This is a genomic window from Bacillus cereus group sp. N6, from assembly GCF_016483705.1.
GTDB lineage: Bacteria > Bacillota > Bacilli > Bacillales > Bacillaceae_G > Bacillus_A > Bacillus_A wiedmannii.
Map to the genome: position 1 here is coordinate 1 of NZ_JAEHBI010000059.1, position 17,319 is coordinate 17,319.

A 17,319-nucleotide genomic window follows, 5' to 3' on the forward strand; every position below is an offset into this window, starting at 1 on the left:
AGACACCTCGAACTTGTTTATTTGTTTTTAGTATAAACTCTCTGTTCGGTGTGTCTATCATTTAGACTAGCATCATTTCTATGTATGATAATTATCGTGCGCAGAAAGAATCGTGTAATAATACGGAGGTTATAATGCGAAAATTATTATATTTTATAGTATGCAGTAGTGTTATACTTTTTGCTTCACCGAGTGTGTCGGTAGCCCAATATGATGCACCTCTTATGGAAGATGCCCTTTATTCTGTTTTATTTCCGAAAATAAATAAAGCAATTGAAAAACAATATGGGAGCTTGAAGCCTTATCAATGTCCTAAAATTATTAGTTTAAAAAAAGTGTATAGCGGTACATATTTATTTCAAGCAAGTATTGAAGTAACGAAGTATGAACGAGTTGCTGGGAAAATTGCTCCACCATTTGAGAAGGTAACGATTACATTTAATAATGAAGAAGGCGAATGGGAAGTGTCAAAGATTTCAGTAAAGCGCTTACCAAATGATACGAAATTAAACTGTAAAAAAACAATATAAAAAATTGTTTGACAAATAAAATGGTCCTTTGGTATTGTTAATAGCAACAATTAGATGTTTGAAAATTAAATAGACTTACCTCATCTACTCTCAAAGGTAGAGGCCGCGATAGGAAAGAGTAAGCTATGGGAGATTTAATGGAATCTGTGATCATAGGTTGAAAGGGACTATTGCCGAAATATAAGAATAACCATCTTATTCATATATTGGGACTGCATTGAATAAATGTAGTACTGTCATAATATTTATTTTATGGAGAGCTATTTGGAGATGTTGATGCGGTTTCTTATTTTGAGGAGATAACAACTCGTTTATTTTTTCAATATATATTTTTCCTAATAAGAAACGCGTGTGAACATTGTTCCGCGCGTTTTTTGTCTATCTAAAAGCGTGCTGCAATGAATAGAAGATTGGGGTTATGAGTTTTAGAGGAAATAAGGGAGGAATTCAAATGTATTTACACGGCACGAGCCGAATCAATGGGCAAGGACACTTAGAAATTGGAGGATGCGATACGACGCAGCTAGCAAAACAATACGGAACACCACTTTATGTATACGATGAAGAGTCAATTCGAGGAAAGTGCCGCGCGTTTCATCGTGCGTTTAAAGAAAGTGGTTTCTCTTATCAAGTAGCATATGCAAGCAAGGCGTTCTTGTGCATGGAGATGTGCCGAGTGGCTCGTGAAGAGAATATGTCATTAGATGTTGTTTCTGGAGGAGAATTATATACTGCGCTGCAAGCAGGATTTCCGGCATCACGCATTCATTTTCACGGCAATAATAAAACAGAAGAAGAAATTGTGATGGCTCTTCAGGCGAATATTGGTTGTTTTGTCGTAGATAATTTCTTGGAATTAGAAATTTTGCATGATTTAGCAGTGCAACATGGGAAATTTGTGAACATATTAATTCGTGTAACGCCCGGAGTAGAGGCGCACACACATGAATATATTACAACAGGCCAAGATGATTCGAAATTTGGATTTGGCGTGTCAAATGGTCAAGCGATGCAAGTGATTGAGATTGCTTTACAAAAATCAAATTATAATGTGTTAGGAATTCATTCACATATCGGATCACAAATATTTGAAACGGCCGGCTTTGTGCGAGCGATTGAAGTTCTTCGTCAATTTTTAGAAGAAGTGAGAGAGCGAACAAACTATGTAGTAAAAGTGCTAAATGTAGGCGGAGGATTCGGAATACGCTACACAGAGTCAGATACACCATTAACTCTTGAGACATATGTGCGAGCTGTAACAAGTGCTGTGAGGGAACAATTTACAGTATGTAATTATCCCCTGCCAGAAATATGGGTTGAACCAGGCCGTAGTATTGTAGGGGATGCTGGAACGACAATTTATACAGTCGGATCTGTGAAAGACATTCCTGGTATTCGGAAATATGTATCAGTGGATGGTGGGATGACTGATAATTTAAGACCTGCTTTATATAACGCTCGTTATGAAGCGATGTTAGCGAATCGAGGGAATGATGAGAATGAGGAACTTGTCTCGATTGCTGGGAAGTGCTGTGAGAGTGGAGATATGTTAATTTGGGATATCACTCTACCGAAAGTTGCTTCAGCCGATTTATTAGCAATTTCTTGTACAGGGGCATATGGATACTCGATGGCGAATAATTATAATCGGATTCGTAGACCAGCTGTCGTCTTCGCGAAAGGCGGCACATCACAAATTGTTGTAGAGCGTGAAACATATGAAAATATTATTGGGAACGATCGCATACGTATTAAAGAACTTGTGTGAATGGGAAAAAGGAGTTGTTCGGATGGGCAATTCCTTTTTTATAAAATAAAATAATTAAAATATATCGGAAAACTAGGATTGAAAAAAATCAGAATTGTGATAAAATACAAATACAAAGCTTATCAAGAGAAGCGGAGGGAACTGGCCCGAAGAAGCTCGGCAACCTGCTTATAGAAAGCAAGGTGCTAAATCCAGCAAAATGGAATCCATTTTGAAAGATAAGGTAAAATATATTACCGAACAGTCTTTTCGAAATGGGAAAGATTTTTTTTATGAATAAAAAGGGGGGCTGTTCGCGTGAGCGTACGGGAACATTTTGAGGAAGTATCTGAGAAAATTCAAGCGATGCTTGCTGATATGAAATATGGTTCAATTACAATTGTTGTGCAAGATGGGAAAGTCATTCAATTAGAGAAAAGTGAAAAGGTACGTTTAAAGTAAAAAGCGCTGACTAGAAAAACTAGAGGCGGTTTTAACCTATTATATTAGGTTAAAACCGTCTTTTTGCTTTTACAGGGGGAAAGAACATGTTGACGTATGAAACGTGGGAAGAAAATAATGTTTCATTTTCAGAAGAAGATGAAACGAAAGGCGCGCTATCTGTATTAAGTTGGGCTTATAAAGAATATAAAAGTGAAATTGTATACGCATGTAGCTTCGGAGTGGAAGGGATGGTATTGCTGCATCTTATAAACCAAGTAAATCCATCTGCTAAAGTTGTATTTTTAGATACGAATGTTCATTTTCAAGAAACGTATGAATTAATTCAAAAAGTGCGGAAACGATTTCCTTCATTAAATATTATAGAAAAACAGCCGGAACTTACGCTTGATGAACAAGCGAAGTTGCATGGTGAGAAATTATGGGAAAGTAATCCGAATCTTTGTTGTAAAATTAGAAAAATTTTACCGTTAGAAAAATCATTAGCAGCGGAAAAAGCGTGGATATCGGGCTTAAGGAGGGAACAATCAGAAACACGTAAGCATACAAAGTTTATAAATCAAGATCATCGCTTTCAATCTATTAAAGTTTGTCCACTCCTTCATTGGACGTGGAAAGAAGTGTGGCGATATGTATACAAACATAGCTTACCGTATAACCCGCTGCATGATGTTGGATATCCAAGTATTGGGTGTGAGAAGTGTACGTTACCTGTAGGTGAGGATGGCGATTCGAGAGATGGTAGGTGGTCTGGGAAAGTGAAAACAGAATGTGGTCTTCATTACCAATAAGATGAATTTGAAAATAAAGCTAAGAGAGGAAATAGAAAATGAGTACAAGAAACGAATTAATAAATCGTATAGACGAGACTTACGACGTATCACAAATCGAAAAAGAAATTGAACTAGACAACATTGCGTTAAGTGATTTAGAGCTATTAGCGACAGGGGGATATAGCCCACTTACTGGTTTTTTAGGAAAGAAAGATTATGATTCGGTCGTAGAAACGCTTCGCTTAGCAAACGGGAGCATATGGAGTATACCGATTACATTACCAGTAACAGAAGAAGTAGCAGAGAGTCTAAAAGCTGGAGAGGAAGTAAAACTTGTTAATGCTGAAAATGTATATGGTGTCATTCAAATAGAAGATATTTTTGTGCCTGACAAGGAAAAAGAAGCGTTACTTGTGTATAAAACGACGGATGAGGCTCATCCAGGAGTGAAAAAATTATATGAACGACCGAACGTTTATGTCGGGGGAGCTATTATTCTTACAAAACGCTTTGAAAATAATCCGTTTCCTTCTTATCATTTAGATCCAATTGAAACGAGAGAAGAATTTAAAAAACGTGGTTGGAAAACAGTGGTTGGATTTCAAACGAGAAATCCGGTACATCGTGCCCATGAATACATTCAAAAATCTGCCCTTGAAATTGTAGATGGTCTCTTTTTAAATCCACTCGTTGGGGAAACGAAATCGGACGATATTCCTGCTGATGTAAGGATGGAAAGCTATGAAGTATTACTTCAAAACTATTATCCGAAAGATCGTGTCTTTTTAGGTGTATTTCCTGCAGCAATGCGTTACGCAGGACCGAGGGAAGCGATATTCCATGCAATAGTCAGAAAGAATTTTGGATGCACCCACTTTATCGTAGGGCGTGATCATGCAGGAGTAGGAGATTATTACGGGACTTATGAAGCACAAGAAATTTTTACAAACTTTACAGTGGAAGAGTTAGGGATTACACCATTATTTTTTGAACATAGTTTTTACTGCACGAAGTGTGAAGCGATGGCTTCGACGAAAACATGCCCACACGGAAAAGAGGATCATGTCATTTTATCAGGTACGAAAGTAAGAGAACTATTAAGAAACGGTGAGGTTCCGCCGAGTACATTTAGTCGTAAAGAAGTAGTGGAAGTGCTAATTAAAGGTTTGAAAAAAGAAGTAGTAACAGAATAGGGAGAGAATGATATGGATACGAATATTACTTGGCATACAGCATCTGTTTCAAAAGATGAGAGAAGAGTAAGAAATGGGCATCATAGTTTTGTAGTTTGGTTTACTGGTCTATCAGCTTCAGGTAAATCTACGGTGGCGAACGCGGTTGCTCGTAAACTATTTGAAAAGAATATTGGAAACTATGTACTAGATGGAGATAATGTACGCCACGGTTTAAATAAAGACTTAGGTTTTTCTGAAAGTGATCGTATGGAAAATATAAGACGGATTGGTGAAGTGGCGAAGCTATTTGTAGATCAAGGTACTGTTGTTCTTACAGCGTTTATTTCACCGTTTCGAGTAGACCGAAAACAAGTTAGAGATCTATTAGCAGCAGATGAGTTTATAGAAGTGTTTGTAAAATGTCCAATTGAAGAGTGTGAAAAACGTGATCCAAAAGGGTTATACAAAAAGGCAAGACAGGGTGATATTAAAGAGTTTACTGGTGTTGATTCACCGTATGAGGAGCCAGAGAAAGCAGAGTTAATTGTAGAAACGCACAAGTATTCTATTGAAGAATGTGCAGAACAAATCGTGAAGTACTTACAAGAGCGTAGTTTTATATAGGGGGATAAAAAATGAGTTATGAAAAAGTATGGGCTAACAATGAAAAATTAAATCAGACTGAGAAAAATAAATTGAAAAAAGATGGATTGGAAATCTTTAATGATATTCCTTACTATGCAGAAAATGGCTTCGAATCTATTCCGAAAGAAGAGTGGGACGCATTCAAATGGGCAGGGTTATATTTACAAAGACCGAAAGAAGCTGGATATTTTATGATGCGTGTAAATATTCCTTCAGGGATTATTACGAATGCACAGGCAGAAGTGCTTGCTTCTATCGCTGAGGATTATGGGCGTGACGTAATAGATATTACGACAAGACAGGCGATTCAGTTTCATTGGTTAGAAATTCATCAAATTCCAGATATTTTTAAAAGATTAGCAAGAGTTGGGTTATCTTCAGCGGGGGCGTGTGGTGATATAACGCGTAATATTACAGGGAATCCACTTGCTGGTATTGATGCAAATGAACTGTTTGATACAACGGGTATTGTGAAAGAGGTATATGATTATTTCCAACATAATGAAGGGTTTTCTAACTTACCGCGTAAATTTAAAATGTCTATTAGTTCTAACATTTATAATTCAGCAAACGCAGAGATTAACTGTGTTGCATTTACACCTGCAACGAAAGAGATAGATGGTGAGAAAAAAGTTGGTTTTCATATAAAAGTAGGCGGTGGATTATCAGCCCGTCCATATTTAGCTGATGAATTAGATGTATTCGTTTTACCAGAAGAAGTGAAGGCGGTAGCAATTGCGATTGCTACGATATTCCGTGATTTTGGATACCGTGAAAAACGTCATTTAGCTCGTTTGAAATTTCTAGTTGCAGACTGGGGAGCAGAGAAATTTAAAGAGAAACTAATAGAGTATATAGGACCATTGCAAAGTAAAGGAGAAAGTACTCTCAAAGGATGGAATGCGGGATACTTTTATGGTGTTCAAGATCAAAAACAAGATGGACTAAAATATGTAGGTTTTAATGTGCCGGTAGGACGTCTACATGCAGAAGAAATGTTTGAGATTGCAAGAATTGCTAAGCAGTATGGAAATGGACAGATTCGTACATGTAATTCGCAAAACTTCATTATTCCGAATGTTCCGCCAAAAAATGTAACAGGTTTACTAAATGAGCCGTTGTTTAAAGCCATATCAGCAAGTCCTAAATCATTTATTGGTCATGCGGTTTCCTGTACCGGTATTGAATATTGCAATCTTGCTTTAGTAGAAACGAAAGAAAGATTACGCAAAATCGCAGAGTACTTAGATACACAAATTGCACTCGATGTTCCAGTTCGTATTCATATGGTAGGATGCCCGAATTCATGTGGGCAACGTCAAATTGCTGACATTGGATTGCAAGGGGTGAAAATGAAAACGAAGGAAAAAGGAATTGTTGAAGCATTTGAAATATACGTAGGTGGAACGCTGTTAGATGGCGGTGCTTATAACCAAAAGTTAAAAGGGAAAATAGATGGCGAGGATCTACCTGATGTACTTGCATCATTTATAAGCTATTTCAAAGAGAATAAATTACCAGCTGAAACATTTTATGATTTTGTCAGCCGTGTTGGTATAGAGACATTACAAATAGCGTTAAATACTGTGTTAGAAGAAGTAATAGCGTCTTAGGAGGGACAATATGGATTTATATCGATTTGAAGCTGTGTTAGTAAATAGTATTGTTCCGATTGTTGTTGTTGCTCAAAGTGAAGAACAGGCATTTAAGCTCGCGGAGATAGAGCTTGAAAAGCATTTTTTACCGTTACCAGAAGTAAAGGAGATTTCTCTATTTGAAAAAAAGAAGATTCGAAAAGGTGCAGCATTTGTTATTCATGAGTAGGAAAAAGGTAATACGAAATAATGAAAACTTCCATTCGTATATAAGGATGGAAGTTTCACTTTAATAGTAGAAATGAGGAGAGATGATGGGGAAGGTTTATATCGTTGGTGCAGGTCCTGGTGATCCAGATTTAATTACTGTGAAAGGGTTGAAATGTATTAAGAAGGCAGATGTTATTTTATACGACCGTCTCGTGAATAAAGAGTTGCTTTCCCATGCAAAGCCTGAAGCGGATTTAATTTATTGCGGAAAACTACCAAATTATCACACGATGAAGCAAGAGACGATTAACACGTTTCTTATTAAATATGCGAAAAAGGGAAAAGTTGTAACGAGGCTAAAGGGCGGGGATCCATTTGTATTTGGTAGAGGAGGAGAAGAAGCTGAAGCGTTAGCAAAGCAAGGGGTACCATTTGAAATCGTTCCTGGTATTTCAGCTGGAATAGCTGCTCCTGCTTATGCTGGCATTCCAGTGACACATCGTGATGCAAGTGCAAGTTTTGCTATTGTGACAGGGCATAGGAAAGAAGGTGCTGAAGAAGAAGTGAAGTGGGAAAATTTAGCGAAAGGTGTAGAGACTTTAGCTGTATATATGGGGGTTAGCAATTTACCCTACATATGTGAACAACTGATGAAGCATGGAAAAGACAAAAGTACACCTGCTGCTATTATTGAACGGGGAACGACATCAATGCAGCGCACAGTTGTTGGGACGTTAGGAACAATTGTGGATGTTGCAAAAAAAGAACAAATTCAAAATCCGAGCATGATTGTAATTGGAGAAGTGGTCCGTTTTCGAGAAAAAATCCATTGGTTTGAGAAACAGACAGAAAGTACCTATCAAGTAAGTGGAGTGTTATAAAATGAAAGCCATCTTATATATATGCCATGGAAGTCGTTTGAAAGCAGCTAAAGAAGAAGCGGTTGCATTTATTACGTCATGCATGAACCGTGTAGAGGCAAGTATTCAAGAAGTTTGTTTTTTAGAGTTAGCGAGCCCAACGATTAAGGAAGGGTTCCGTACATGTGTGAAGCGTGGTGCTACAGAGATTATTGTTATTCCAGTTTTTTTATTAGCGGCAGGTCATGTGAAAAAAGATATACCGTTTGAATTGGAAAAGTTAAATAATCAATTTTCGAATGTTAAAGTGACCTACGGTAACCCGTTTGGTGTATCAGAAACACTTGTGAAATCGGTGTATAGTGGAAGTGGCATTGAACAGGAAGATAAGAATGAAGTGACGCTACTTCTCGTAGCAAGAGGGAGTAGTGATCCTGAAGTATTAAGAGATATAAACTGGATTGCTTCTTTATTTCAACATGAAGAGAAAATTAAAAAAGTAGAGGTTTGTTATTTAGCGGCTGCCGAGCCGAAATTTGAGGAGAAGTTAAAGGAAGTTGTTGAACGAAAAGAAAAGAATATCGTTGTACTGCCTTACTTATTATTTACAGGTTTACTTATGAAACATATTGAAAAAGAAGTGCGCCAATATGAGTTGGATGAGATAAAAATAAGTCCGTATTTAGGAAAGAATGAAGCATTTCAATATATGTTAATTCAGAAAACGAAGAAATTATTGAAGGGAGATCAATATGTATCCACTTACAGTGCGAGTTGAGAAGAAACGTATTGTTGTCATTGGTGGAGGAAAAGTCGCGGGATTCAAAATTATTCCTTTACTAAAACAAGGTGCGGATATAGTTGTGGTAAGTCCTGAATTGGATGCGAATTTAGTGAAACTTGTGGAAGAAAAGAAAATTCGTTGGTATCAAAGGGAGTATGAAAAAAGTGACATTAAAGGTGCTTTTTTAGTCGTTGCAGCGAGTAGTGATGCCGTATTAAATGAACAAGTTGCTGAAGATAGCGCAGAAAATCAGTTAGTAAATGTTATTACGAACCCGGAAAGTGGTAATGTTCATTTTCCAGCGGCAATTCATCGTGGATTATTGAATGTGGCTGTTTCTACCGGAGGAGCGAGTCCGAAACTTGCAAAAAAAATTCGTGATGATATTGCAAATAAATATGATGAGGCGTATGAATCGTATCTTGATTTTTTATCCGAAGTTAGAATAAAAGTGAAAGAACTACAAATAGAGAAAAGAGAGAGAAATATATTGTTGCAAGAAGTATTAAAGTCGGTATATGTTCAAAATGAACAAAAAAGAGAATTGTTTTTACAAGAATTAGAGAGAAGAGTTCATATAGGATAATGAATAAATTGTACTTTACAACTATAAAAATATAATTTATAATCACAAGTAACTTCAATAGATGAAATCGATGAGCAAGAAGAGTATGTATATTTGATACGTTCAGAGAGCTGGGGGAAGGTGTGAGCCCGGTACGATAAAATATACAGAATGGGCTTGCGAGAGGTATGTTGAACATTGTAGTAGGCAACCCGGGTTCCGCCGTTAAAAGGATAGAGTATCGGAATTTTCCTGTACTTGAACAAGTGGGATTTATCAATCCAATTGAGGTGGTACCACGGTATTTACATTACATATATCGTCCTCTACATGCATATTTGCGTGTAGGGGACTTTTTTATTTTCTAAAGGAGGTGTGCGAGTATGAAATGAAAGTGTATAATTAACAAAAGTTTAAATATTCAGAAAAGGAGAATTTATGATGAAAGAAACACAGCAATGGACGTCGAAAATAGGCTTTGTACTCGCAGCAGCCGGAGCCGCAGTAGGTCTTGGTGCCATATGGAAATTTCCATATGTTGCAGGTAATGGTGGGGGAGGCGCATTCTTCCTTGTATTTTTACTATTAACTTTATTTATAGGTATGCCTCTTCTGATAGCGGAATTTGTCATTGGACGTAGCACCCAAAAAGAGGCAGTTACAGCTTATAAAGTACTAGTACCAAATAGTAAATTATATCCTTGGATTGGTCGTATGGGAGTTGTAACTTGTTTTAGTGTACTCTCTTTCTATAGTGTCGTAGGTGGATGGATTTTACTGTACTTATACTATAGTGTTACAGGAAGCTTTTGGAATGGTGTTGTTGATTATGGAAAATTATTTGGTGAAACGATTTCAAATCCAGTAAGTGCGATTGGAGCGCAATTTATCTTTATGCTTTGTACTATTTTTGTAGTAAGTAAAGGTGTAGAGAAGGGAATAGAAAAGGCAAGTAAGTATATGATGCCACTATTATTTATTTTGTTTATTGCAATCATTATTCGTGCGTTAACACTCGATGGTGCTTTTGCTGGGGTAGAGTTCTTTTTAAAACCAGATTTTTCAAAGCTGACAGCAGATACGATTTTATACGCGATGGGACAATCGTTCTTCTCGCTAACAGTAGGTGCCTCAGTCATGGTCACGTATAGTTCGTACTTGAAGAAAGAAGAACATTTAGCTAAATCAGCAACATCTATTGTAAGTTTAACTGTTTTTATTACAGTACTTGCAGGATTAGCAATTTTCCCGGCGATTTTCGCATTAGGCGTTAAGCCGACTGAAGGACCAGGACTACTGTTTATCGTCCTTCCAGCAGTATTTGCGAAAATACCATTTGGACAATTTTTCTTCATTATGTTTTTAGTTTTATTTTTCTTTGCAACTTTAACATCTGCGATTTCCATGCTTGAAATTGTAGTAGCATCTGTTGCGAAAGATAATGAGAAAAAGCGTCCGTCAGCATCATTATTAATTGGTATTCTTATTTTTGCAGTTGGAATCCCGTCAGCATTATCGTTTGGAATTATGAGTGATGTGAAAATATTTGGTAAGACATTCTTTGATTTCGTCGATTTTTCGGTAAGTAATGTATTACTGCCGCTCGGAGTACTAGCCATTTCGCTATTCGTACCAAATAAAATGAGTAAAGAAATGTTAATGAAAGAATTAGAAGTTACGGAAACGAAAGGGAAAACATTATTTAATATTTGGTTCTTCTTGCTTCGTTATGTTATTCCAGTAACGGTAATTATTGTATTTTTAAATGCGATAGGCGTATTTAAAATGTTTGCATAATAAAAAGACGGAGATTTCTCCGTCTTTTTATTATGTTGTAGGTGTATTCAATAAACGATTATACGCTTTATAGGCTGTGACGACTGCAATGAATGATCCGATTAAAAATAATGCTGAGCCGCCAAATGTAAATAACCGGCCAATGTAAGTTTCTCTAGCTTCTTCTATTTTCTGTTGTAATTGTGTATTCATATGATTCACCTCGTAAAATATGGGCATTTAGTTGTAGTCTATGTGGAATGCCTATAGTGTGTGAAGTGGAAATAAAAAAACTCGGTATGAACCGAGTTTTTTTTATAATCCGATATAAGGAGATGGATCCACTGCGTTTGTCTTACCGACATTCCATTCTCCAAGGTGAAGTTCGAAGTGTAAATGCTGCCCGTATGATTGGCCAGTATTTCCCATGAATCCAAGTTGAGTGCCTTGTTTTACAGTTTGTCCATTTGATACAGAACGGCTACTCATATGAGCATATACTGTCGTATATGTTTTTCCGTTTATACGGTGAGATAAGTACACAACGTTTCCGTAACTAGATGATAATTCTGAGCGAATAACAACACCATCAGCAGCGGCAATAATTGGAACGGTTCCTGAGGCTGCGATATCGATTCCTTTATGGTTATCTATAGAGCGCACGCCAAACCCAGAAGTTTTTGATCCAGCTGCTGGCTTAATAAACCCGCCAATATTTGTATCGTGTGGTGTTGGAGCTGCTTGAGCTGTTTGAGCAGATGTAGTAGCTTGTTTACGAGCTTCTTCTGCCTTGCGAGCTTCTTCAGCTTTACGAGCCTCTTCGGCACGTTTTTCTTCTTCAATTGCTTTTTGAACAGCTTGACGCTGATTTTCTAAAATGCCTTTAGATTCTTCTAATCCTTCAATCTCTGAATCTACTTTTGCTACTTTCGTATGTAGATCGCTAATAAAGGTTTGCTGCTGTTGTTGGTTATTTTGTAATTCTTGCTGTTTTTGTTCTAATTTTTGCTCGGATTCTTTCAGTTGTTGCTCTTTTTTCTCAACAGCCTCTTTTTCTTTCGTCACAGCATTTTGGTCAGTTGTTTGCTTTTTAACAATATCTGTATCATTGTTTAAAATTAAACTTACAGAGTACATATTATCAACAAGATCAGCAATGTTTGTAGAATTTGTTAATACCTCTGTAATGATGTTTGTACGAGGTTTTTCTTGCATAGATTGTAAACGTTGTTTAATAACTTCCTGACGCGTATCTATGTTTGTTTGTAATTGCTCTATATGTTTCTTTTTTTCAGTAATTATTTGTTGTGTTTTACTAATTTCTTTTTTTGTATCGTTTAATTCAGCTTCGTTTTTATTAATAGAAGTAGTTAAATCGTCGATTTTCTTTTGTAATTCTTGAATTTCTTTTTCTATTTGTTCTTTCTCAACTGATTTATTTTGTAAGTCATTTTGTTTTCCTTCTAATTCAGATTGAATATTAGATAATTTATCTTGATTCGTTTCAGCGTATACGGGTGAAAGTAACGGAGAAACAAAAAGTGTTCCTGCTGCTAAAACACTAAACGCTGCAAATTTCTTTTTCATGGTTGTCTGGCTCCTTTCCCTATGAATGTTATATATCATAAGAAGAAGAGTGTCTATCGTTGTAACCATAATGTAAAGAAAATTTTATAAAGTTGCTAAGTTTTGTCGGAATTTATCATTTTTCAACAGTATTTGTAATGGTGATTTTACTTTTTTAGTTTGTGCAACAAAGGTGTATTCTAGATTTTATCTGTAAAATAAAGGGAAAAAATCGTGATTTTATATAGTGAAATTCAAGTTGAAAACCCACTAAAATACTAGTGAGGAATCGTTCTCATGTTAGGTTTTCTGACATGGGTTTTATTTTTGTCAAGAAAATTATTTGTGTTCAGGAAAAGTTATTTTGTTGTCAGATTTAATTTTTTGATTTATGATTTTTAACAGGGACAAAATGTAGTGAATTGTCGAATAATATGTAATACTCTTAATTTCAAGTTTTATAGATATAGAATGAGAGGTAGAGTGACACATCGAAGAGGGGGTTACAACAAATATGAAAAGAATAGGACTTGCATGGCAAATTTTAATTGGACTTGCCCTAGGTATCGCGGTGGGGGCAATTTTTTATGGCGATAGCACAGTTGTAGGGTACCTAAAACCAATTGGTGATATTTTTATCCGATTAATTAAAATGATCGTTGTGCCGATTGTTGTAGCAAGTATTGTTGTTGGAGTTGCTGGTGTTGGCGATGTTAAAAAACTAGGCCGATTAGGCGGGAAAACAATTCTTTATTTTGAAATTATTACAACAATTGCAATTGTTGTTGGTCTACTGGTAGCGAATATTTTCCAACCAGGAAAAGGCGTGAATATGGATCAATTAACAAAGACTGATATTTCTAAATATGCAGAAACAACAGCTCAAGTACAAAGTCATTCGTTTGCAGATACATTTGTGAATATCGTTCCAACGAATATTATGAAATCATTGGTTGAGGGCGATATGCTTGCGATTATCTTCTTCTCTGTACTATTTGGTTTAGGAGTTGCGGCGATTGGTGAAAGAGGAAGACCGGTTCTTCAATTTTTCCAAGGTGTAGCAGATGCGATGTTTTACGTGACTAACCAAGTTATGAAATTTGCACCGTTTGGTGTATTCGCATTAATTGGTGTAACAGTTTCGACGTTTGGTTTATCTTCATTAATTCCATTAGGGAAATTAGTCATAGTTGTATATGGTGCGATGATTTTCTTCGTTGTAGTCATACTAGGACTGACAGCGAAACTATTTGGAATTAACATTTTCCAATTCTTTAAGATTTTAAAAGACGAGCTGATCTTAGCATATTCTACAGCAAGTTCAGAAACAGTTTTACCAAAAATCATGGAGAAAATGGAGAAATTCGGTTGTCCGAAAGCAATTACATCTTTCGTTATTCCGACAGGTTATTCATTTAACTTAGATGGATCAACTTTATATCAAGCAATTGCAGCAATTTTCTTAGCGCAAATGTACGGTATTGAATTATCCATTACACAACAAATTACATTATTACTTGTATTAATGGTTACATCAAAAGGTATTGCGGGTGTACCGGGCGTATCATTCGTTGTATTATTAGCAACACTTGGTACAGTAGGTATTCCAGCTGAAGGTTTAGCCTTTATCGCTGGTATTGACCGTATTTTAGATATGGCTCGTACAGCAGTTAACGTTGTAGGAAACTCTTTAGCAGCTGTAGTTATGTCTAAGTGGGAAGGTCAATATGACGCTGAAAAAGGACAAGCTTATTTGAAAGAGATTTCTGAAAAAGGACAAGCAGCTTAATTATAATTTGAACAAGCTCTCACATAATATGTGGGGGCTTTTCTATATAGAAGGGGAGCGGACGTAATGAAACGTAAATATGGTGACGGTTCTTCGTGGAAGCGACTAATAGAGAAGGATTATACGGTTAAGCAAGTGGAAGAAGGAATGCTAGGAATATTAGAAATAAAAAAGGTAAGAGAACCTAGTTGTAAAGAATATGATAGTAAAGAACTTTGTATCGCAGGGAATCAATATACGTGGATTCAATATTTCATAGACGGGAAAAACTTTGCGATTACAGCTATGTTAGATGATCAGAAAAAATTAGTGCAATATTATATCGATGTGGCGAAAGAATATAAAATTGACGACCGTGGTTTACCGTATTTTGATGATTTATATTTAGATGTAGTGTTATTACCGAACGGTAAAATGTATATATTGGATGAAGATGAGCTAGAGGATGCTTATAAAAGTGGCGATGTTACAAAAGAAGAGTATGAGTTAGCTTGGTACACTACGAAATGGATAATAGATGCAATAAAAAATAGTGAATTTTATTGGATTTCAATATTGGAAGAAGAAATCAAAAAGTTAAAATGATTGTTGTATTCAAATTTTTGTATAATTACCAAAAAAATCCACACAAAAAATAATTGACTTTTGTTTTGTAAGCGAGTAAAGTTAGGGAAGAAATTATTATTAAAAAATAAATATGAAACCTTCTTATAAAGAGAGGCGGAGGGACTGGCCCTACGATGCCTCGGCAGCGGACTCGATTTCAGAGTGCTGTGCCAAATCCAGCAAGCATGTGCTTGAAAGATGAGAAGAGCGTTCCTTATAGATGTATAAGACCTCTTCTCATTGGAAGAGGTCTTTTGTTATTCATTAGAAAAGGTTGAAACTAGGGAGAGATGGTACTTTGAAAGAAACGAGAGGAAATGGTTTGGCTTTATTACCACTTGGGATATTTTTGGCGCTATTTATTGGTTCTGGAATTATTACAGGTGATTTCTATAAATTGCCGATACTTGTAGCAATTTCAATTGCTGTAGGAGTCGCTTTAGCGATGAATCGTAAAGAAAGTTTTAATGTAAAAGTAGAACGATTTGCTAAAGGTGCAGGGAACCCGGATATTATGATTATGGTTCTGATTTTTGTACTTGCAGGAGCATTTTCTGAAACAGCAAAAGGGATGGGCGGCGTTGATTCTACAGTTAATTTAGCGTTATCCATTTTACCGCAAGGATTTATCGTAGCTGGAATTTTTGTTATAGGGGCATTTATTTCATTAGCGATGGGAACTTCAATGGGAACAATTGCTGCATTAGCACCAATTGCTGTAGGTATTAGTGGGCAAACTGATATCTCTATTGCACTTACGATGGCTACTGTTGTTGGTGGGGCGATGTTTGGGGATAATTTATCATTTATTTCAGATACAACAATCGCAGCTGTACGTTCACAAGGAACAGAAATGAAAGATAAGTTTAAAACGAACTTTTTAATTGTATTACCAGCAGCTATTATTACAATTGTACTATTAGTAATCGTTACTTTAGGAAGTGACACGCAGATTAAAGCGCATAGCTTTGACTGGATAAAGATTTTACCGTATGCAGGAGTACTTATTACAGCATTGCTTGGTTGGAATGTACTTATTGTGTTAACTGGTGGAACTGTACTATCCGGCGTTATAGGTCTTTTAGATGGGAGTTACACGTTAGAGAGTTTCTTTAAAAGTGTAACGACTGGAATGGGCGGTATGATGGAGTTAGTATTACTTGCTATTTTAATTGGTGGTATGGTCGAACTGATTCAATATAATGGTGGTATTCAATATTTAATGAATATTTTAACTCGTAACATTCGTTCGAAAAAAGGAGCAGAGTTCGGTATCGCTGGCTTAGTGAGTATGACGAATATGTGTACAGCGAATAATACGATTTCTATTATTTTTACAGGTCCACTTGCGAAAAACATTGCAGATCAATATGAAATTGATCCTCGTAAATCAGCGAGTGTATTAGATCTTTTCTCATGTTGTGTGCAAGGGTTAATTCCGTATGGTGCGCAAATGTTAACGGCAGCAGGATTTGCGGCGTTATCTCCGATTGAATTGTTACCATATGCGTTTTATCCTATCTTAGTTGGAGTATGTGGAATTATTTCTATATTAATTGGTTTCCCGAGGTTTTCTAAAGTAGCGGGAAAGAAAGAGTATCACAAAACAGCATAATTTAAAATGAAGTTTATGAATAGTAATGAAAGCCGTACAGAGAATGTTCTCTGTACGGCTTTTTATGTGCGATAAAAGAGTGAATCATCCTATCCTACCGCATATTTTTACAAAAGGCTGAATGCAACTCAGTCTTAAGTCTGAGTCGAAAACGGTTCTTAAGCTCGTTATGGAAAAGTGAAAAAATAGTTAAGATAAGAGTATCAAATCGAAGGGAGGCAAGCACAAGATGAAACAATTTCTAGCGTTTATCGCGGCTGGTATTTTAGCTTTAATTGCTCTTGGCAGTCTTGCTGGTATTATAGGATTCGCAATTGGAGCAGGAGTTGTGTACTGGAGCTATAAATCATTTGTGCGAGCACAATCATTTTTTGGAAAGTTAGCTTGGGGTATTGTTGGTTTGATCGGCTTGTCCATCGCCCTTTCTCATTCCCCAGCATTAATCGGTATCGCAGCATTAGTAGTTTTATACTACGGATACCGTGAGTGGAAAAAAGAAAAAAATGTAGTTGTTGATTCTGCACCAGAAAGTTCTAAACCATATAGCAACTTTGAAGATGAGTGGAACAAGTTAATGAAAAACTAATAAAAAATTAATAAAAACCAAATCAAATTGATAAA

Annotated in this window: 18 protein-coding genes, 3 riboswitches and 1 other annotated feature; of the genes, 16 read left to right on the plus strand and 2 right to left on the minus strand. The window is 36.3% G+C overall.

Features of this window, described 5'->3' with window-relative positions; translation table 11 throughout:
• Positions 1–134: 134 nt before the first annotated feature.
• From JDS99_RS26675 to JDS99_RS26730, 12 genes are all read left to right on the plus strand, one after another.
• The gene (locus tag JDS99_RS26675) at positions 135–530 is read left to right on the plus strand and encodes a DUF3888 domain-containing protein (RefSeq protein ID WP_001228833.1); all 396 of its coding nucleotides are present in this window, start codon (positions 135–137) and stop codon (positions 528–530) included.
• An 89-nt stretch (positions 531–619) separates the two neighbouring features.
• Positions 620–801, plus strand: a riboswitch (Lysine riboswitch).
• A gap of 180 nt (positions 802–981) precedes the next feature.
• On the plus strand, positions 982–2,298 hold the full coding sequence (gene lysA, locus JDS99_RS26680) for a diaminopimelate decarboxylase (protein WP_048544900.1): 1,317 nt from the start codon (positions 982–984) through the stop codon (positions 2,296–2,298).
• A 116-nt stretch (positions 2,299–2,414) separates the two neighbouring features.
• A riboswitch (SAM riboswitch) is annotated at positions 2,415–2,523 on the plus strand.
• Between the two features lie 72 nt (positions 2,524–2,595).
• On the plus strand, positions 2,596–2,739 hold the full coding sequence (locus JDS99_RS26685; protein ID WP_000116163.1) for a YezD family protein: 144 nt from the start codon (positions 2,596–2,598) through the stop codon (positions 2,737–2,739).
• An 86-nt stretch (positions 2,740–2,825) separates the two neighbouring features.
• On the plus strand, positions 2,826–3,530 hold the full coding sequence (locus JDS99_RS26690) for a phosphoadenylyl-sulfate reductase (RefSeq protein ID WP_199696038.1): 705 nt from the start codon (positions 2,826–2,828) through the stop codon (positions 3,528–3,530).
• A gap of 38 nt (positions 3,531–3,568) precedes the next feature.
• Positions 3,569–4,705: a sulfate adenylyltransferase gene (sat, locus tag JDS99_RS26695; protein WP_088062662.1), complete on the plus strand. Its 1,137-nt coding sequence runs from the start codon at positions 3,569–3,571 to the stop codon at positions 4,703–4,705.
• A gap of 12 nt (positions 4,706–4,717) precedes the next feature.
• Positions 4,718–5,311: an adenylyl-sulfate kinase gene (gene cysC, locus JDS99_RS26700; RefSeq protein WP_048561381.1), complete on the plus strand. Its 594-nt coding sequence runs from the start codon at positions 4,718–4,720 to the stop codon at positions 5,309–5,311.
• Positions 5,312–5,322: 11 nt separating this feature from the next.
• On the plus strand, positions 5,323–6,945 hold the full coding sequence (locus tag JDS99_RS26705) for a nitrite/sulfite reductase (protein ID WP_199696039.1): 1,623 nt from the start codon (positions 5,323–5,325) through the stop codon (positions 6,943–6,945).
• 10 nt (positions 6,946–6,955) lie between these two features.
• Positions 6,956–7,156, plus strand: coding sequence for a DUF3906 family protein (locus JDS99_RS26710; RefSeq protein WP_000366913.1), 201 nt, complete (start codon positions 6,956–6,958; stop codon positions 7,154–7,156).
• Positions 7,157–7,241: 85 nt separating this feature from the next.
• The gene (gene cobA / locus JDS99_RS26715) at positions 7,242–8,018 is read left to right on the plus strand and encodes a uroporphyrinogen-III C-methyltransferase (protein WP_088062666.1); all 777 of its coding nucleotides are present in this window, start codon (positions 7,242–7,244) and stop codon (positions 8,016–8,018) included.
• Position 8,019: 1 nt separating this feature from the next.
• Positions 8,020–8,775, plus strand: coding sequence for a sirohydrochlorin chelatase (locus JDS99_RS26720; protein WP_088062668.1), 756 nt, complete (start codon positions 8,020–8,022; stop codon positions 8,773–8,775).
• On the plus strand, positions 8,750–9,367 hold the full coding sequence (locus JDS99_RS26725; protein ID WP_088062670.1) for an NAD(P)-binding protein: 618 nt from the start codon (positions 8,750–8,752) through the stop codon (positions 9,365–9,367). Before JDS99_RS26720 ends, JDS99_RS26725 begins: the two co-directional genes overlap by 26 nt.
• A 61-nt stretch (positions 9,368–9,428) precedes the next feature.
• Positions 9,429–9,676: a binding site (T-box leader), on the plus strand.
• Positions 9,677–9,787: 111 nt separating this feature from the next.
• Positions 9,788–11,143, plus strand: coding sequence for a sodium-dependent transporter (locus JDS99_RS26730; protein ID WP_046958187.1), 1,356 nt, complete (start codon positions 9,788–9,790; stop codon positions 11,141–11,143).
• Positions 11,144–11,173: 30 nt separating this feature from the next.
• Here JDS99_RS26730 and JDS99_RS26735 read toward each other — a convergent pair whose 3' ends face one another.
• Together JDS99_RS26735 and JDS99_RS26740 are read right to left on the minus strand one after the other, a co-directional pair.
• Positions 11,174–11,335, minus strand: coding sequence for a hypothetical protein (locus JDS99_RS26735; protein WP_001096003.1), 162 nt, complete (start codon positions 11,333–11,335; stop codon positions 11,174–11,176).
• A gap of 102 nt (positions 11,336–11,437) precedes the next feature.
• On the minus strand, positions 11,438–12,709 hold the full coding sequence (locus JDS99_RS26740; RefSeq protein WP_097889752.1) for a murein hydrolase activator EnvC family protein: 1,272 nt from the start codon (positions 12,707–12,709) through the stop codon (positions 11,438–11,440).
• 493 nt (positions 12,710–13,202) lie between these two features.
• On the opposite strand from JDS99_RS26740, the gene gltP reads away from it, so the two are divergent.
• The 4 genes from gltP (at position 13,203) to JDS99_RS26760 (ending at position 17,284) form a co-directional block, all read left to right on the plus strand.
• Positions 13,203–14,477 carry a glutamate/aspartate:proton symporter GltP gene (gene gltP, locus JDS99_RS26745; protein WP_087985514.1) on the plus strand — a complete coding sequence of 425 codons (1,275 nt, stop codon included), beginning with the start codon at positions 13,203–13,205 and terminating at the stop codon, positions 14,475–14,477.
• Between the two features lie 66 nt (positions 14,478–14,543).
• Positions 14,544–15,062: a ribonuclease FAU-1 family protein gene (locus JDS99_RS26750; protein WP_088062674.1), complete on the plus strand. Its 519-nt coding sequence runs from the start codon at positions 14,544–14,546 to the stop codon at positions 15,060–15,062.
• 120 nt (positions 15,063–15,182) lie between these two features.
• Positions 15,183–15,288, plus strand: a riboswitch (SAM riboswitch).
• 93 nt (positions 15,289–15,381) lie between these two features.
• Entirely contained in the window at positions 15,382–16,698 is a 1,317-nt protein-coding gene (locus JDS99_RS26755) for a Na+/H+ antiporter NhaC family protein (protein ID WP_033659650.1), read from the plus strand.
• 229 nt (positions 16,699–16,927) lie between these two features.
• A complete protein-coding gene (locus JDS99_RS26760; protein WP_000808634.1) occupies positions 16,928–17,284 on the plus strand; it encodes a lmo0954 family membrane protein in 357 nt (118 codons plus the stop codon).
• Positions 17,285–17,319: the final 35 nt, after the last annotated feature.

What these genes read in the sequence shown, in the direction of transcription:
- JDS99_RS26675 (WP_001228833.1), top strand. Translation starts at nt 135, where the DNA reads ATGCGAAAATTATTATATTTTATAGTATGCAGTAGTGTTATACTTTTT.
- lysA (WP_048544900.1), top strand. Translation starts at nt 982, where the DNA reads ATGTATTTACACGGCACGAGCCGAATCAATGGGCAAGGACACTTAGAA.
- JDS99_RS26690 (WP_199696038.1), top strand. Translation starts at nt 2,826, where the DNA reads ATGTTGACGTATGAAACGTGGGAAGAAAATAATGTTTCATTTTCAGAA.
- sat (WP_088062662.1), top strand. Translation starts at nt 3,569, where the DNA reads ATGAGTACAAGAAACGAATTAATAAATCGTATAGACGAGACTTACGAC.
- cysC (WP_048561381.1), top strand. Translation starts at nt 4,718, where the DNA reads ATGGATACGAATATTACTTGGCATACAGCATCTGTTTCAAAAGATGAG.
- JDS99_RS26705 (WP_199696039.1), top strand. Translation starts at nt 5,323, where the DNA reads ATGAGTTATGAAAAAGTATGGGCTAACAATGAAAAATTAAATCAGACT.
- JDS99_RS26710 (WP_000366913.1), top strand. Translation starts at nt 6,956, where the DNA reads ATGGATTTATATCGATTTGAAGCTGTGTTAGTAAATAGTATTGTTCCG.
- cobA (WP_088062666.1), top strand. Translation starts at nt 7,242, where the DNA reads ATGGGGAAGGTTTATATCGTTGGTGCAGGTCCTGGTGATCCAGATTTA.
- JDS99_RS26720 (WP_088062668.1), top strand. Translation starts at nt 8,020, where the DNA reads ATGAAAGCCATCTTATATATATGCCATGGAAGTCGTTTGAAAGCAGCT.
- JDS99_RS26725 (WP_088062670.1), top strand. Translation starts at nt 8,750, where the DNA reads ATGTATCCACTTACAGTGCGAGTTGAGAAGAAACGTATTGTTGTCATT.
- JDS99_RS26730 (WP_046958187.1), top strand. Translation starts at nt 9,788, where the DNA reads ATGAAAGAAACACAGCAATGGACGTCGAAAATAGGCTTTGTACTCGCA.
- JDS99_RS26735 (WP_001096003.1), bottom strand. Translation starts at nt 11,335, where the DNA reads ATGAATACACAATTACAACAGAAAATAGAAGAAGCTAGAGAAACTTAC.
- JDS99_RS26740 (WP_097889752.1), bottom strand. Translation starts at nt 12,709, where the DNA reads ATGAAAAAGAAATTTGCAGCGTTTAGTGTTTTAGCAGCAGGAACACTT.
- gltP (WP_087985514.1), top strand. Translation starts at nt 13,203, where the DNA reads ATGAAAAGAATAGGACTTGCATGGCAAATTTTAATTGGACTTGCCCTA.
- JDS99_RS26750 (WP_088062674.1), top strand. Translation starts at nt 14,544, where the DNA reads ATGAAACGTAAATATGGTGACGGTTCTTCGTGGAAGCGACTAATAGAG.
- JDS99_RS26760 (WP_000808634.1), top strand. Translation starts at nt 16,928, where the DNA reads ATGAAACAATTTCTAGCGTTTATCGCGGCTGGTATTTTAGCTTTAATT.